We start from the raw sequence: 17,023 nt of genomic DNA, 5'->3' as shown, positions 1-17,023 counted from the left end.
CCGTTCCTTGAAAGGCGCAGGGGAGGGGCGAATCCTCACAACAGCGGATGGTGGGGTACTTGACGAGAGGTCAGCATGCTGCTATCATATGGAACATATGATCTAACCACAAAGTGTCATGCACAGGAGAGATGGGATGATGAAGCGCCAGGCTGCAAGCACCCACACACAAGCACCCAAGATCCGTACATCCACCTTCCTGCTGGAACTGCCTCTCGTGGTGAACGCCGGGCAGGCCAAGCGCTTGCGCGCCCATCTGGAAGCGGCCCGACAGCTCTACAATGCCATCCTCTCTCTCGGACAAAGACGCCTGCGCCGCATGCGAGCTGACCCCGCCTGGCAGGAGGCCCGTGCTCTTCCTCGCACCCGCAAAGCTGAGCGAGCGGTGGCCTTCTCTGCCTTGCGTCAAGCCCATGGTTTCACCGAAACCTCCCTGCATCAAGCGGTCAAGGGCTTGCGCGTGGGCTGGATTGCCGAGCACATCGATGCCGTGCTCGCCCAAACCCTGGCGAGCCGCGCCTACCGTGCTCTCAATCGTGTCTGCCTCGGCAAGGCCAAACGCGTGCGCTTCAAGAGCCGAGGGCGAGGCTTCTGCAGCATTGAGAACAAGCGCAATGACACTGGTCTGCGCTTTGTCCTGCAGCCTCCCGAAGCCGGAAATGCGGGGTTCCTCCTCTGGAACGGAGATCAGTTGCCAGCCCTCATTGATTGGCAGGATGAAGTGGTGGCTCATGGCCTGAGACATCGCATCAAGTACGCCCGTCTCCTCCAGCGTCCCGCTAGCAGCAAGAGAGCGGCTGGTGCCGATGCAGAAGGGGATCGCTACTGTGTGCAACTCGTCCTGGAGGGGACGCCTCACCACAAAGCGAAGCACACGGTTGAGCAAGGGATCGTTGGCGCTGATCTCGGTCCCTCCACCCTGGCACTCGTGCCCCAAGAGGGAGAAGCCAGCCTGCAGGTGTTCTGCGCCGAACTGGCTCCTGACGCCAAGGCCATACGTCGTCTGCAGCGGCAGATGGATCGACAAAGGCGAGCAGGCAACCCAGAACACTACGATGAGAAGGGACGCATCAAGAAGCAGGGCACGAAGAAGCGACAGTGGAAGCAGAGCAAGCGCTACCAGGCAACGAGGCGGCGCAAGGCGACCAAAGAGCGCAAGCTGGCGGCACACCGCAAGAGCCTGCATGGTCGCAAGGTCCATGAGGTGATGGCGCTGGGCAAGACCATCATCCTCGAAAAGATGTCCTATAAGGCATGGCAAAAAACCTATGGCAAGAGCGTGGGACTGCGAGCCCCAGGGATGTTTGTAGCACTGTTGAAACGCACCGTTGCAAGCACGGGCGGCACCCTGGTAGAAGTCCCCACACGCACCACAGCGCTGAGCCAATGGTGTCATGGCTGTGGCAAGAAGGTCAAGAAACCGCTCTCTCAGCGCTGGCATCAGTGCGAGTGTGGTGTGGGTCCCGTGCAACGCGACCTCTATTCGGCGTTTTTGGCTGCCTATCTTGATCCAGTAGATCCCATCCCCTCGTGTGCCCGATACCAGGCGTATTGGGAAGGTGCGGAGGCGCGCCTGCGGGCAGCACACGAGTGTCTGATCCAACGTGCGAAAGAGGGGCAGGATCTGCCCCGAAGCTTGGGTCTGACCCGAGCCAGAGTGCGTCTGCCCAAAAGTTCAGAGGAACCTCCATTAGAGCCAGTTCTTCTCCTTTGGCGAGAAGAACTGGAAGCGTGAGACGAACCTCTGGAACCCCCGCTGCTTGAGCACGGGGAGCACTCAGGACAGGGTTCGCAGTGAGTTGAAATAAAGAGAAACGCTGTTTGCTGCCCAGTAGTGGTATATGTTGCCAGATTCACCTCGTCTCCTTGGAGAGTCTCCGCATGAAAATCTGGAGCAGAGGTCATTTTATCCAGGCCCCCTTGCTCCAGATCGCTCATTTTAGGAGCGTTGGCGTTGACTCTGCGAATCAAGGCTAATGTCAGCACAATATTGCATAATACAACTAGCCAGAGCAGTACCGAACTTACGATCAAAACGGTTTCCAACCCCATTCTCCTTTTCTATTAAGCTGGGAGAGTTATGCCTCAACTCAGGCGAAAGAGTTGTACAATCTCTCCAAGCTGAATCCAGATCAGAACAAATATTAATGCCCCCAACGATGCCAGGAGCCACTCAATACTTCCCAGGTTCATCTGCTGATTTCGCGTCCAGAATATCGCCCCGCAGCCACCAGCGGCGCAGATAAGAAAGCCCAGATTGCGCCAGATATCGGTGGTGGAGACATTCTTCTCGCTTGCGCCAAAGCAATTACAGTTCGTTTGGAGCCTTCTTACCAGGACTGAAGCTAGAGCGCCACTGAACATGAGCAGTAGAAGTGCTGCGAGAAGAAACCCAGAGAGGAGGAGTGGTCCGCCGAGCGTAACAAATACAACTACTGTTAGCTCACCGCTCAGGAAAAAAAGAGCGATTGACCTGCTTAGACGCCGTGGGAGAAGGCGGAAGCCAAGAATAGCTCGTTGAAATTTGGGAATGTCACGTAGTTTGCCGAAACTCGAAATAGCGAAAACCAACCCGATAACGATTCGACAGAATGCCTGGATATACAATGCGGTCATATTCTATCCTACCGTCGCAAAGTTACTATTTCTAGCTAGAAGCATACCTGAGAAAGTAAGAGAACTACATGACATTTAGCATACATTTACTCTACATGTTGTATGCATGCACTTAGATGTTGATCGCACTTCTGGCATATAAAAACCGATGATAGTTGAAAAATGCTGAGAAATAAGTTTGAAACACTATATATTGAGAAAAACGAAATATAGCATACTGCCAAGTATATACTGCCAAAGGCTAATATAACCTTAAAATAGAATTAAAATTTAGATACACTTTTAACTATTTGCTTCCTTTTGTATCCTTAAAGTAGATACTAAATTAACTCCTTGTATAGAGAGGAACTTTAGCATGAAGAAAATTGTCTTATTTGTGGCGCTTTGTATGCTCGCGGGCTTCCTGGCCCTCCCGCATATGGCCCATGCCGCTTCTCATAGTTCTGACCCAGATACTTACGCCCTTGCTGCGGACGCTGGAAACTCTGATGAGGCCACAACAACCGACGAGATGAGCGCAACGGACGAAGCGACAGCGACGGACGAGATGAGCGCAACGGACGAAGCCACGGCGACGGACGAGATGAGCGCAACCGACAAAGCTGCTACGACGGACGAGAAGAGTGCGACCGACAAAGCGACAGCGACGGACGAGACAAACGCGACCGACGAAAGCAACACCACTGACACTGAGAGCCAGGGTTCTCAGGATGGCGATTTCTAGTAGAGCAAGCTAATAAAAAAGGAAAGAGGGTTGCCCATACGGCAAACCCTCTTTCCTTTTTTATCTTCAGATTGAGATTCTGGTAGTCTCCTCTGGTGCCTATTTGATAGAATAAACTGCATGGCAGCAAAAACAATGTTATCAGAGCATGACTTAAGAGCGATCCTTGCCAATTATCATCTGGGGGAATTGGTGAGTTTTAAACCATTGACGCTTGGAACTGTGCAGACCAATTGTCGAATTACAACTACGAAGGGCGTGTTTGTTTTCAGATATTATGAAAGCCGCTCTATAGGTTCAGTGCTATTTGAAAGCAATCTTATCCGGCATTTAAAGCGCAAGAATTACCCCTGCCCAGGACTATTGAAGAATAGGGGAGGGGGATATGTTGGTATCTTCAATGAAAAACCGTATGCGATTTTTGAATTCGTTGAGGGGCAGCATTTAGAGAGACCTACTGAGATTCAGCAAAAGCAGCTGATACAAAAAGTCGCGGAACTACAAATCATCACCAAAGGCTATAAGCCGCGCAAAACGGAGTATAGATGGAACTACAGTGTTGATCTTGCTCGCGAGTTGGCCCATGAGGCGGTCAGTCGAATAGGCTCAGTTAATGCGGAAGAGAAGCTGAAGTGGTTTGAGGATGAGCTAGCAATACTTCAGCTTCCTAGAACGCTCCCCAAAGGGGTTTGTCATTGTGACTTTCACTTCTCTAACATCCTCTTCAAAAACGGCGAATTTCAGGCTTTACTTGATTTCGACGACGCGAATTATACCTTTCTTACCTATGACCTTGCCACGCTCATAAATCCGTTTATCCCATCCTTTGAATGGAATACCTGGCATCAATTCAAACCAGATGATAATGTAATCGATCTCTATAGTGCCCACAGTGTAGCATCGGAATACGCACACTATAGAGCGCTAAGTAATAGCGAAAAGAGGCATCTGTTTGATGTCTATAAACTCAGCATCTTGTTTGACTGTATCTGGTATTTTGAGCGAGGGGACGTGAGAGATTTCTATGAGAGGCGAAAAATCGGACACCTGAATCGCCTGGGGCGAGATGCATTTTATGATGGATTGTTTGGAGAATAAGATAACGAGAGCAGAAAGCAGGACAATTGAGTGGTGAGCTTTGCGTAGGCTAAAGCTCTACGTCTACAAATAGGCGCTCAAGTCTTTCGAGTGCTGCAAGTGCGATCTTGTGGTGAATATAAGGGTACAAGCCCTCTTGCTACCAACAGCAAGAGGGCTTGCACTCTGATGATCAGGACACTTTCGATATGCGAAGAATTGTGCTTTCGAAATTATCCAGGGTCAGTTGTAGACCAACGTTCATCCAGGCTTGCCCGGAACGTATCTCCTCGAAACCCTCTACGCGGTAGCGAGCCTCAGGGTCAAGCCCGCGTAAGTATAGAAGTGGCAGTTCTGTGGGATTGGGAATCTGAGTCCGGAAGGCAAAAAGCGCTCCTTCTGAGCGATCCTTGGTCATATACTCAAGCGCTGAGAAGGCGTGAAGCTGAGGCGAACGAAGCCGGTAGAGATCACCAAACTGCACGATGGGGCGAATCTCTTTGTATTGCGCGATGAGGTGCTTGGCTTGTTCCCGCTCGCCCTCGTTCCAGTGCAGGATATTGGCTCCAATGCCAAGGACACCACACATGCTAGCATGGAAACGGAAGGCCAGAGAGGCGACTTTGGGGTTCGCATCTGTTACCCAGGCTTCCATCGTAGAGGCGGGGAAAACCTGCGAGAAACCTTCTTGAATGCCAAGGCGGGCGGTTGCCTCTGTGTTATCACTCACCCAGATTTGATCGGCGAGACCTAAGATGCCCAGATCCGCGCGTCCACCGCCGCCGGAGCAACTTTGCCAGCGAACCTCAGGATGTCGCGCGCGTAAGGTCCCCCAGACATAATAGAGCCCTTGTACATAGCGCACCCAGAGTTCTCGTTGATCACCAGGGGCATCAGGCCAGCCCGGTTCGCTTACGTTGCGGTTCATATCCCACTTGATAAAGCGAATATTGTGCTGTGTGAGCAGGTGATCCAGCTTTTCGATGAGATACTCCTGGACATCGGGGCGTGCCATGTTTAAGATGAGTTGATTGCGTGCCTCGGATCGCGTGCGTGTTGGAAAGTGAATGACCCAGTCAGGATGGTTGCGATAGAGATCGCTATCCGGGTTCACCATTTCGGGCTCAACCCAGAGCCCAAAATCCATGCCCAGCGCGTTAACCCCCTGGATAAGAGGCTCTAAGCCATGAGGGAACTTCTCTTCATCAGGCCACCAGTCACCCAGACCCGCATTATCAAGGTTGCGTTTATGGAACCAGCCATCGTCCATCACAAAGAGCTCTATCCCCAAAGCCGCCGCCTGGCGTGCCAGAGCCAACTGGGATTGCTCATCGACGTCGAACATGGTGGCCTCCCATGAGTTGTAGAGGACCTGGCGAGGAAGCTCCGCGTGAGGCACCAGGGTTTCACGAACAAAATCATGGAGGTGTCGGCTTGCGCCACCAAAGCCTTCACGCGTATAGCCAGCATAGCTGCTTGGAGTAGTAAATGACTCACCCGCGTTCAGTTTCCAGGCAAAGTCCCAATCATTGATGCCAAGCGAGAGGCGTGTTGAGGCAAACTCAGTGACTTCGGCCACCAGTTTCCAGTTGCCACTCCAGGCAAGAAGGCCGAACCAAACCTCGCCCGCATCCTCATCAGCTTGACCACGGTCGATAGCAAACCAGGGATTGTGGTGATGACTTGTCGTGAGACGTCGGCTTTCCAGAACCTTTAAGCCTGCTTGTAATGGCTCCTGCACCAGATGCGTTTCGTCTAACCAGCGGCCATTGAGGTGAGAGAAACGGTAATCGTTGCCTTGTGGAAGATGCCATTGGGCGGAGAAAATACGCTCAAGCGCGATAGGTGTCTGGTCTTCGTTCGTGATGGTTGCCCAACGTTCGATTAAGTCCTGATCCGCGTGGATACGGTAGTGGAGCGTCACCAGGAATGGATAGTGAGTATCACGTAGGTGAATGGTTAATTCTTCCGCTTCCTGATCCACGTAGTCCAGGCGCAGAACCACGTCACGTACTCCGTCGTTGAAAGTCACTTTAAGGCAGGGGTCAATATAGCTTGGGCCAGCATATCCTGGATATTCTTGTTTCGTAAGCTGGGCAGGACCATTAAACGATGCCCAGCCTTGTGAATCCGTAGGCGTGGGATAATCTTCCGCGAATGGCAGAATAGGCCCCCAGTAGCAATGGGTCAGAAGTCCGGCCTCGTTGAACCCCAAGGCATAGCCAGTCCTCTTTGTCTCAAGCACCCAACCTTTGTCAGTGGTGTGAATCGGCATAAACTCTCCTCCACCATGTATATCAATATAGAAATGCGCATATTTAATATGTGGGTTTGTATAGCGATATGAAAGAGCTGTTGGGGACTTGGAATTCCCCTGGGGTAGTCACTCCCGTAGCTTGACAAGCCCTGAAGCGCAACTTATGCTAGGATAGCATGAAGTGCTTCAAGTGGCAACCAAGTTGTAATTCATCGTTTGTCAAAGGAAGGGTAGCATGGATTTACTCGATCTTACAGACCAGCATATTCTAATAACAGGGGGCTGTGGCGCCATTGGGCGGGTGGTCATACGTGAACTTGCGGAACATGGGGCAACAGTTTCGGTAAATGACGTCTTGCCCAAGACCCAGGCTCAACAGATTCTAGCTGACGCAGAGATTTCAAGTTCTCATGTCTTCTATTATCAAGCCGATGTAACCCAGCCAGAAGAGGTTGCTCGCTTATGGCAGCAGGTGGAGAAGCAGAGTGGAGCGCCAACCATTGTGTGTTGTCATGCTGGCATTACTGATGCCTACCCTATCCAGAATTACCCTTTGGAGAGCTTCGATGCTCTCTTCAAAGTGAATGTGCGCTCTGCGTTCCTGGTAGCCCAGTATGCTTCGCAACGCTGGATTGAGGGTAAGGCAGCGGGGCATCTGCTCTTTACCTCTTCCTGGGTCCAGGATGTTCCATGGCCTGAGATTACGCCCTATACAGCTACAAAGGCTGGCCTCAAAGCCTTGATGCGCGGCTTCGCGCGTGAACTGGCACCCTATGGTATCCGCGCTAACGCTATCGCGCCAGGCATTGTCGCAGTTGGACTCGCCAAACAGCAATGGGATACAGATCCTGGCTACCGCCAGCGAGCGGAGAAGGCAATCCCGCTGGCCTATTTACAGCCACCGGAGACCATCGCTCACACCTTTTTATTTCTCTGCTCGCGTATGGCAAGCTATATGACCGGATCGGTCATGCTTGTAGATGGAGGTTGTAGTCTGTATCCCATGGATGATTCTCAAGAGAGTTGATACACGGCTAGAGCGAAATTAAGGGGACAGCGACCAGTGCTAGAGCGATTCCAAACCCTTGTATCCGCGTGACGCGCTCATGAAGGATAAATGTTGCGAGTATAACAGTAGCCGCTGGATAGAGCGAGGAGAGAACCGAGGCTACATCCAGGCGACCTGAATGAGCGGCCAGAACGAAGAAGGCATTCCCGATGGCATCTAATGATCCCGCGAGTAGGAGAAGTGGGGTGACGGCTTTCTTCGGTAGTAGCGGTTGGCGTCGGATGAGGAGAACTGCGACCAGAAGCAGTACTGAGGTCAGGCGCGCCATTGCCAGCGGCCAGAAGGTTGCGGTTGGGCTCACTCTACTGATGAGGATGAAAAAACAACCAAAGCCACATCCAGCTATCAGGGCCAGCCCAAGGCCTACTGGACGCCCCTGTGAGCGTTCTGGGCGCGAGATGAGGACAATGGCGATGATCGCGAGCAGGAAGCCTCCCAGTTGTAGGAGGTTGGGTGCTCCTTCTGTGATAGCTCCAAAGAGCACAGGCAGCGCAGCGGTGATGACCGCTGAAAGTGGAGCAACGATACCCATGCGCCCAAGCGAGAGCGCGGAATAAAACGCGATTAATCCGATAGCTCCAGCCAGACCAGAGAGACCTCCCCACAAGAGATCTTGTGTCGATGGGAATGCTTCTCTCCATAGTAAAGCGAGAACTAATAGTAGTACAAAACCAATGGCATATGCGCCCATAACAACAGTGGATGCATTGGCGCGGCGGGAAGCCAATCCACCGGTAAAATCACCGCTTCCCCAACAAAGAGAAGCCGCGAGACCAAAGAGAAGCGTTTGCAAAGCACTATTCATCAAAACCTCTGCTTCTGGATACCCCTGCTCTTCTAGGCCTGTCTTTTCTACACATTTAACGTTGGCAAAGAAGAGACCACATCAGATGGGGTCTGATAAACCTGAGATGCGCAAGAGCTGACAAAGAAGCTCTACTTTTCCGGATAGCTTCTACAGCCAAGTGGCGCATTCGCTTTGTAAAATGTGTAGAAAAGACAGCCCTTCTAGGCATGGGGAGGAAAGAAGCGTTCCTTATTGGGGCAAAGGGGTGGATGTCCTATGCCAATAACTATAGCCATCACTCCTATGGACTGCCTGACAAAAGCGATGGCTAATCCCTTGGACCGTGCCTTGTTCTGTCGTGATATTAAAACTGCCAGTGGTTCGTACCGCTACGCGACCACTATAGATGCCAACTTTTTTGCCTGATGTGACCACCGCTTTCACAAGATCGCCTGTTTGGAATCCATAGACATGCTTTGCTTGTTTGGCGCTGGTACGTGGAAATCCATAACGATCTACACGACACATTTGACGAGAACCATGCCCATTCGCGGTAATCACCAAAGGGACTACGCCTTTCTGTGTGAGAACCATAGGCGTACTTTTGCCAACACAAGCAGCATCAAGCCAGTGGGATTTCGGCAAGCCACGTACTGTTCGGTTGTATTTGGTCAAGCCTGCGCTCCCACACTCCACAGGGCAACCAGTGGCTTTGAGCCGTTCAAGCAAGGCGTAGCGCGTGGCGTTGACCGCAGCCGCATCCTTCAATGGCTTCTTGGCTTGGGTCAGAACCCGCTTGAGCACATCCGGTTTCTTGCCAAGAAACACCTCAATGGATTGGGTACCCTTGGCCTTGTTACACAGTTCACATGCCAACGTCAGGTTACTTATTCGATTGGTGCCACCATGAGCACGTGGATGGATGTGCTCAACCTGTAATGGGACATCCATTTTTCCACAATAGGCACAGGCGCGTTGCCATTTCTCAAGGAGATATTCTCTCACCTCATAGCCTTGCAACGTTCCTTGTTGGTATTGCATGCCTGTCATGTTAGGATTCTCCATCAATTGCATATCAAACTTCACCAACTCTTGGCTTAATCCCCTTACAGGAGCATAGCGACACACCCGCCTCACCCATGTAAGAATATTGGCAAGCCGACTTTCCAGGGATGGCGGCAACCACCCTTGCTTTCGCCTTCGATTCTGCCAGCGCTGTTTTCTGTACCGTGTTTTGCGCTGTCTTCGACCACGACGAAGCGCACGACGGCGATCCAGGCTGGCTTTGATGGTCTGCCCTCGGTGTGAGAGTTCAGCCGCAAAGATAATCTGTCCAGTGGTATCATTCACCAAAGCGATCCCAGTCGTTTTACTCCCTGGATCAAGCTTGAGACGTAAAGGACGCACCTCTGGTTCATCTGCTACTTGCTGAAGCACAATGGTAAAGGGGTAACGTCGATACACAGCTGCTTTCCCCTGTGTGAGGAGTTGCCGTGCTCGCGCTGGATGCACTGGGTTCAATGGTTGATACTCACTATCAATGACAAAAACATTGCTCAAATTGAGCCTCTACTTTCGTAGGTCATGTGTGCCTCGTCGATGTTATGGAACGGTTTCTTGCAGACAGTACTTCTCTTACCTCGTAGAGATGTTTAACCATCTGCCGTAGTGGTTGGGGCTGGCAAGCACCTCAACGTACCTATGCATTCGTTCCTAACGTAGCTAGCTCGCTAGCTGGGACTGGTCAGGTTCAGGCTTGCTTTCACAAGCCTCTGCCCTTTAGGCATGAGGTCCCTGACTGTGGTGTCCTTGATTCCATAGTCTTTTGAATGTATGTATTGAGGCTATTCTATCTTGGCAAAAAGTTAGCCAAAACACAAGTGTAAAACACATACAAAGAGGAGGTAGAGACCGCACATATTCACCATGTGCAGGTCCCTACCTCCTCTTTGTAGAGCTTATTGGGATGGGGCTGTTATTGGCAGCAGTGTGAGTCACTGGCATTGGCACTGGTGCCCAGATCGTCGGAGTACCCGGCTGAGAGTCGGGACCATTGGGCGCTTGGACGCCCGTTTGTGCGGAACTGCTCGCCATTGTTTTGCCAGCGTTGGGGCCAGCCGGTGGGCGAATCTTCCCAGATTTCTTGTCGTCCATATACGGTCAGATCCAACAGGCCGTAGCTGGGAGCCATTAATTCTGCGCCGCGACCAGTGGTCCAGTAGGTCTCAAACACGCGATCGTCGTCCCTCAGGTAGCATACCTGCATGCCGAACCAACGCCCGGCAAGCAGAGCGTCGGTGGAGTCTTGCGCTGAATACCACGGGACATCCCATCCCATGAAGTCGCGGTAACGGCTGCTCTCCTCGTACGGCCCCTGGCAGAAGGTTGCATAGGTAACATCGCGGGAATGCAGATAGGACAGTTCGCGAACCTGCCCATTGAAGAAGGTACAGCCCTCGCACTGAGATTCCGCGGGTTGATTGAGATGCCACATATGAAAATAGGCGATTAGTTGTCGGCGTCCCTCGAAGACCTCTAACAGCGTGATCGGTCCGTTCGCACCAATCAGTGTTATGTTAGGATCAACCTCCACCATTGGTAACCTTCGGCGAGCCGCAGCGAGTGCATCGCCCTGACGAGTATGTTTCTTTTCCCGAATGCGCAACTTGTCGATTTCCGCCTGCCATGTGGCCCGGTCGGCTACCGCTGGTTGAGCAGATGAGTTGCTACCGTTAGCGAATGTGTATTGATCTAGATTCTTCATCTGTGTTTCCTTCCTCTCCAGCTTGCATTTGAGGTGATGCTTGAGGTGGATGCTATACTTGCAATTTACAAGTATCCTCATTTTACTTGCTAAGCAAGAAAAAAACTTCTTCCATCTTGCTTTAATTTTTGCCGAACAGTTGCCATAGATTCGATATTTTTCGCTTCATGCTACATCTCTGGCTTCGTAACCTCTGTGATATTTATGTTGGTATTGCTACCAATTCAATGATCCATAGTAGCTCTATGAGATCATTACTAACAAAATAGCTAAGGGAAAATAGGCCAGATTGCTGGAGCTTGAGGAATTGTTCATACTTTTCACACACAGCCTTTAAATTTAGCGGTTATCTTAAAAATAGATGAAATTATAGGGACCCTGGAATGTTCATAAAAAATAAGTGATGAGTAGAGAATGCGTGTAACAAAAGGGAGTTATCACCATGCCTGTCGCTGTACAGAGTTCTCAGAATATTGCCGCGCGGATTGATCGTTTGCCATTGAGCCGAGAAATCTGGCGCATATTGTTTCTAGCAGGCATAGCCTGGCTTCTGGAATCGTACGATATTGGTGTGATTGGTACGGTATTACCAACGATAGAGCGCCAGTTTCAATTGGATACCTTCGCAGTTGGTTGGCTAGCCACGATTTCTACACTGGGTATTGTCGTCGCTATTATTCCCGCAGGCTGGCTGGTAGACCGTGTGGGGCGCAAAAATATGCTGGCCTTGGGAACCGCCTGGTATGCATTTTTCTCTTTACTATGCGCATTCGCGCCTAACGCTTTTCTCATTATGGTCTTGCGCTTTGTCGCGGGCTTTGGCATGGGCGCGATATTCCCAATCCCGTACGCTATGGCTGCTGAGTTTACTCCCAGTCATGCGCGTGGCCTGATGACTGGTGTACTGGACTCTTTTCTCTCCGTTGGCTATTTTATCGCGCCGCTGCTTGGTTTTGCCGCGACTTCATGGTTTGATCCCACGCAAGGATGGCGTTTTCTTTTCTTGTTAGGAGGGCTGCCGCTACTTTTTGTGCCAGTACTTCTCAAATGGATGCCAGAATCGCCGCGCTGGTTACAAATTCGGGGTAGAGGCACGGAGGCAGATACTATCGTGAGCAGTTTAGAGGATGCAATTGAGCAGCGTCAACATGAGCCATTGCCAGGACCAAAAATCACTAGTTTACTTACGTCAGATGCGGAGAGTAGCTCTCCCTTCGCCCTCTTGCGCGCGCCCTACCTCAAGCGCACCATTATGATGTGGATTTCCTTTGCTTGCATATTGTTTATTTTTTATGCGATTCAGACCTATACACCAACTGTTCTGGTGCAGCAGGGATATGGTCTGGGCAATGCTTTCCTCTTTACGAGCATCATTGTGATTGCCTCCATTCCAGGTAAGTACCTGGCGGCTTACGCGTTAGAACGCTGGGGACGTAAACCAACCCTGATTGCCTTTACGAGTATTGCGGCGGTTAGTGGTATCTGCTTTGGTTTTTCGCATACTGTAGCTACCTCACTCTTCTTTGGTGTGCTGATGTCATTCTTCGGTATTGGCGTTGATCCTGGAATCAAGATCTATGGTGCGGAGCAATATCCAACCAGTATTCGTGGCCTCGGCATCAGTAGTTTTGAATGCATAGGGCGTCTCTTTGGTGGGGCGCTGGCGCCCTTTATTATGGCCTTTATCCTGGCGAATGGTGGTGTCTCTGGTTCGTACGTATTCATGGCCGCGCTGGCAATTATTGGCGTCATTGCGGTTGCGCTCCTTGGTCGGGAGACCAGAGGAAAGACATTGGAAAGGGCAGCCACGGAAGATACGAGGCAGGCTGCGTGAGCCAGAACAGGCGGGATGTGTTACGTTAGATCGAGAGGTATGAGATAGCCATATGCATTCGTTATATGATCACTTACAATATTGGACGCGCCGTATGCCCAATGAAACCTATCTAATTGAGGTTGAGACGGAACATCAACTGACATATCAACAATGCCTACAAGCTGTACATTGTATGCAACATCATCTAGGGGATGAGCCAAAAATAGTTTTCCTCCAACTTCCTAATGGCTTGCCTAACGCGGTAGTGTGGCTGAGTGCGCTTATGGGGGGCCATGTTCTGGTTCCCCTGGCTCAGGATGCCTCGAAGGCTGATAAGCAGAGAGCGATGAGAATGTTTCAGCCCGATATTGTGTTTGTTGAGAGCGAGGACGAAGGGAAGGAGTATCAGGCCAGTGGGGCTCGAATTGTCATGCCGCAAGAGTACGAAGCCTGGATTCTTCAGCCAGAAGCAACCTTCAATACAAGGCTGTCTCGCGCCTGTGAAGGTCGCGTCTGTATTATGACGTCTGGTACCACAGGAGAGCCAAAAGGGGTTGTGCTGGAGGAGCGTCAGATAGTCTGGTCGGCGGAGCAGGTGCGCGCGGTCCATCAATTGGAGGTTGGAGATAGGGGCCTGACGCCTCTGCCATTTTTCCACGTGAACGCCCCCGTTGTAAGTCTATGTGCCTCCCTGTTAGCGGGAGCCAGCGTTGCCATTGCCAGGCGCTTCAGTCGTCGCCGTTTCTGGTCATGGATTACCCAGTATCAGGTGACCTGGGCCAGCCTGGTACCAGCCATCATTGCCATTCTCTTAGAAGAAGTCGAAGGGGAGACGGTCATACAGGTGCCACCATCCCTGCGTTTTGTGCGTACTGGTTCAGCGCCTCTGCCAGCTATGGATCTCAAGCGCTTCGAGGGCCGCTTTGGTGTCCCAGTGATTGAGACCTATGGTCTCTCCGAGGCCGCCAGCATGATCGTCGCCAATCCTCTCCCGCCAGAGCCTCATAAGCCGGGTTCGGCAGGCCGTCCCGTAGGCGTATCGCTCTGTGTATGCCAACCACGAGGCGAGGATGAGGTCCTACGCAAGGTCGCGCAAGGCGAAGTTGGTGAGGTCTGCGTGCGTGGGCCTAACGTTATCAATGCTTATTATGGAGACGTAGGAGAGGAGGCTTTTCAACAGGGCTGGTTCCGCACAGGTGATCTGGGATACCTGGACAAGGATGGCTATCTGTTTCTGGTTGGACGTTTGCGTGAGGTGATTAACCGTGGAGGTGAAAATATTGCTCCCCGTGAAATTGAAGAGGTATTGCAAGAGTATCCGATGGTACGGGAACTTGTTGCCATAGGACGCCCTGATCCTGTCTATGGCGAAGTCGTTGTGGCCTACTTGACTGTACAAAGCGAGTGGAATAAGCAAGTAGAGCAGGGCCTAAAGGAGTTTAGTCGGCAGCATCTGCGCCTGCTAAAGGTTCCTGTAGACTTTATTGTTTTGGATGCATTGCCTAAGAACCGTATGGGGAAGGTGGATCGTCAACAACTTAAAGCGCGCGAGAAGGAGATGGCCTGTGATACCTGTAATGTTGCCGATTAGGCGAGATCAGAAATCCTCGGAAGTCCAGCCTCGCGCATCTCGCCCTCACATCTACGAACTAGATCCCCTGCGTGCTGTCACGGCCCTGATCGTTGTTGCTGTCCATACCCTGTACTTTACGCTGCAACTGAATACGAATGAAGTAGGTATGGAGGTTCAGAGTGAGACCCTGATAACCGTTCATTTTACACGCTCTCTGTTTATGTTTGTCACCGCGTTTGCGATGGTATATGTCTACTATGACCGCTTTGTCGAGGGTAAGGGCTTCTCATATGGTCAATTCTTAAAGAAACGTGGTATAGGCGTGCTCCTACCATATTGTATCTGGAGCATTATCTATGTTTTGGTGAATACGCCACCAACGTCAGTGAGCCAGTTCGCGCAAACGAGTGTGGTTGCTATCCTGACTGGCAATGCCTCATTCCAGCTGTATTATATTCTGTTGACCTTGCAGTTTTACCTGCTTTTACCAGTCTTTCTCTGGTTTCTCTCCAAGGTCAAGCGCCATCCACTCCCAACCCTGCTTATTAGTTTTGCTATACAGGTCCTTGTTTTTTACCTGGATTATCACTATATTCAGGCTGGACCGCTGGCACAGGTGGAACCCTGGCACACGTTTAGCATTTACCGTGAAAAAATAGTCCTGATGTACCAGTTCTATTTTGTTTTGGGGGGCTTTACTGCGCTCTATTTCCAGCCTGTGCGTGCCTTCCTGTTGCGTCACGGAGTATGGATACTCTATGGTATGCTTGTAGCGTTGGCTATCCTATGGGTAGACTTTCTTGTGCAGATCCATGTCATACATGAAGTCATGGCGCATGCTATCTCAGTTATCCAGCCCATTATGGTTATATATAGTACCGTGATTACTCTGGGTTTCTTCTGGCTCGCATGTCGCTGGACCAGATGTACTGAGCAGCAAAGAGCGCGTCCACGCGGATATCATATCTGGCATCTGCTATCAAACGCTTCATTTGGTGTGTACCTTGTGCATGCATTATTCCTGGTAGCGGCCTTACGCTGGCTGATACCTGTTATGCCACAGGGCTGGCCGGTCGCTTTGCGCGTCTTCTTGACATGGTTTTTTACGGCGGGCTGCTCGATGCTGGTAAGCATCATATTGAACAAGACGCCCGTATTAAGTCGACTCGTGGGGAGAGCAGCGCGCTCTTGAGCGCTTAAAACCTTCAATTAATCCAGGTATCTTGTATGTCGCTAGAACCAGAATTGAGAAATACGTCTGTGCGTGCCCTTCGCTTCTTCGTTTGCTTGTTTAAGAGCAGTATATTTCTATTGTTGATTCTGGTGTGTGTGCTTACAGGATGCGGGACTCTGATAAAAGTACCCAATGTGAGAACAGTCGCCCAGGCTATCGTACCCACAAAAGGGGGCTGTGAAGACAATTTGCCAGGTGTGCCGGGAACGAGCACCAATGCTATGCTGTTTTCGGGCGGCCTTCAGCGCTTCTACCGCTTGCATCTTCCACTAGGCTATCGCAATACTGTTCGACATGCGCTCATCATGAATTTTCATGGGCATGGTGCGAGTGCTCAAATACAGGAGCACCTGAGCGGCATGTCGAATCTGGCGGATAAAGAGGGATTTGTGGTGGTGTATCCCCAGGGAACCATTGGGCCAGATCACCGTACAGGTTGGAATACTGGCCCCCATACCTATCCTCATGTCAATGATGTTCACTTTGTGAGCGATCTCATTACGCATCTGGAAGAAACGCTCTGTATTGAACCACATCGAATTTATGCCGCAGGCTTTTCCAATGGTGGCTCGCTGGCTAATGTGCTCGCATGTAAGCTCTCGGACCGCATCGCGGCCTTTGCTATCGCTTCGGGGGGTATGCATCCAATCGAGGGAGGATGTACTCCCCAAAGGGCAGCCTCGATTCTGGAGTTTCATGGAACAGCCGACCAGATTGTGCCCTATACGGGAAATAGTGCCAATGACAATGAGCCTCCCATTGAGAAATGGCTAGCTGATTGGGTTCAGCGTTCTGGCTGTAATCCTGGCGCGAGCATATTCTTTCATCGTGACGGGGTATTGGGTGAGCAATGGACGAACTGTCGGAAGCAGGCCGTGATTGTGCATTATCGTATTACGGAAGGCCCGCATGTATGGCCCCGTGGAAGCTTTACTGACGCGAATGGAAAAGAGTATCCCAACGCCACCAATCTGATTTACCAGTTCTTTCAAGAGCATCCCTTATAGCGGAGAGGAAATGAGCGCTAGAGGCGCGGAAACAAGTCAAAGCATGGATGGATGCTGAGATGGATGTGGAAAACCCAGTGAAAAGCTGGACAATACTTG

13 protein-coding genes are annotated in these 17,023 nt (G+C 51.1%); 8 read left to right on the top strand and 5 right to left on the bottom strand.

The features are described 5' to 3' along the window. The first annotated feature begins 136 nt into the window (after positions 1–136). Entirely contained in the window at positions 137–1,735 is a 1,599-nt protein-coding gene (locus K3T82_RS21120) for a zinc ribbon domain-containing protein (RefSeq protein WP_220195528.1), read from the top strand. Positions 1,736–2,085: 350 nt separating this feature from the next. Here the strand turns inward: K3T82_RS21120 and K3T82_RS21115 are convergent, their stop codons facing one another. Then, positions 2,086–2,616 (bottom strand): MauE/DoxX family redox-associated membrane protein, encoded by a 531-nt coding sequence (locus K3T82_RS21115; RefSeq protein ID WP_220195527.1) that lies wholly within the window; start codon positions 2,614–2,616, stop codon positions 2,086–2,088. A gap of 355 nt (positions 2,617–2,971) precedes the next feature. Here K3T82_RS21115 and K3T82_RS21110 point away from each other — a divergent pair, with 355 nt between their 5' ends. Continuing rightward, on the top strand, positions 2,972–3,340 hold the full coding sequence (locus tag K3T82_RS21110) for a hypothetical protein (RefSeq protein WP_220195526.1): 369 nt from the start codon (positions 2,972–2,974) through the stop codon (positions 3,338–3,340). A gap of 120 nt (positions 3,341–3,460) precedes the next feature. Beyond that, positions 3,461–4,438 carry a homoserine kinase gene (locus tag K3T82_RS21105; RefSeq protein WP_220195525.1) on the top strand — a complete coding sequence of 326 codons (978 nt, stop codon included), beginning with the start codon at positions 3,461–3,463 and terminating at the stop codon, positions 4,436–4,438. 172 nt (positions 4,439–4,610) lie between these two features. On the opposite strand, the gene K3T82_RS21100 is transcribed toward K3T82_RS21105, so the two are convergent. After that, the gene (locus K3T82_RS21100) at positions 4,611–6,692 is read right to left on the bottom strand and encodes an alpha-galactosidase (RefSeq protein ID WP_220195524.1); all 2,082 of its coding nucleotides are present in this window, start codon (positions 6,690–6,692) and stop codon (positions 4,611–4,613) included. Between the two features lie 217 nt (positions 6,693–6,909). Between K3T82_RS21100 and K3T82_RS21095 the strand changes: the two genes are divergently transcribed. Further along, complete coding sequence (locus tag K3T82_RS21095) at positions 6,910–7,701, top strand: SDR family NAD(P)-dependent oxidoreductase (protein ID WP_220195523.1); 792 nt, start codon at positions 6,910–6,912, stop codon at positions 7,699–7,701. A 7-nt stretch (positions 7,702–7,708) separates the two neighbouring features. On the opposite strand, the gene K3T82_RS21090 is transcribed toward K3T82_RS21095, so the two are convergent. The 3 genes from K3T82_RS21090 to K3T82_RS21080 form a co-directional block, all read right to left on the bottom strand. After that, positions 7,709–8,548, bottom strand: coding sequence for an EamA family transporter (locus K3T82_RS21090; protein WP_220195522.1), 840 nt, complete (start codon positions 8,546–8,548; stop codon positions 7,709–7,711). A 231-nt stretch (positions 8,549–8,779) separates the two neighbouring features. Then, positions 8,780–10,090, bottom strand: coding sequence for an RNA-guided endonuclease IscB (gene iscB / locus K3T82_RS21085; RefSeq protein ID WP_220195521.1), 1,311 nt, complete (start codon positions 10,088–10,090; stop codon positions 8,780–8,782). Between the two features lie 415 nt (positions 10,091–10,505). Then, positions 10,506–11,294: a DUF899 family protein gene (locus K3T82_RS21080; RefSeq protein WP_220195520.1), complete on the bottom strand. Its 789-nt coding sequence runs from the start codon at positions 11,292–11,294 to the stop codon at positions 10,506–10,508. 442 nt (positions 11,295–11,736) lie between these two features. Here K3T82_RS21080 and K3T82_RS21075 point away from each other — a divergent pair, with 442 nt between their 5' ends. The 4 genes from K3T82_RS21075 (at position 11,737) to K3T82_RS21060 (ending at position 16,924) form a co-directional block, all read left to right on the top strand. Continuing rightward, the gene (locus K3T82_RS21075) at positions 11,737–13,128 is read left to right on the top strand and encodes an MFS transporter (protein ID WP_220195519.1); all 1,392 of its coding nucleotides are present in this window, start codon (positions 11,737–11,739) and stop codon (positions 13,126–13,128) included. 52 nt (positions 13,129–13,180) lie between these two features. Next, positions 13,181–14,701, top strand: coding sequence for an AMP-binding protein (locus K3T82_RS21070; RefSeq protein WP_220195518.1), 1,521 nt, complete (start codon positions 13,181–13,183; stop codon positions 14,699–14,701). Then, complete coding sequence (locus K3T82_RS21065) at positions 14,676–15,875, top strand: acyltransferase (RefSeq protein WP_220195517.1); 1,200 nt, start codon at positions 14,676–14,678, stop codon at positions 15,873–15,875. Before K3T82_RS21070 ends, K3T82_RS21065 begins: the two co-directional genes overlap by 26 nt. Before the next feature lie 176 nt (positions 15,876–16,051). After that, positions 16,052–16,924 carry a CE1 family esterase gene (locus K3T82_RS21060; RefSeq protein ID WP_220195516.1) on the top strand — a complete coding sequence of 291 codons (873 nt, stop codon included), beginning with the start codon at positions 16,052–16,054 and terminating at the stop codon, positions 16,922–16,924. Positions 16,925–17,023 lie beyond the last annotated feature (99 nt).

It is taken from the genome of Ktedonospora formicarum, from assembly GCF_016587355.1.
In the GTDB taxonomy this organism is placed as follows: Bacteria; Chloroflexota; Ktedonobacteria; order Ktedonobacterales; family Ktedonobacteraceae; genus Ktedonobacter; species Ktedonobacter formicarum.
This window is presented reverse-complemented; position numbering and strand designations above follow the sequence as displayed.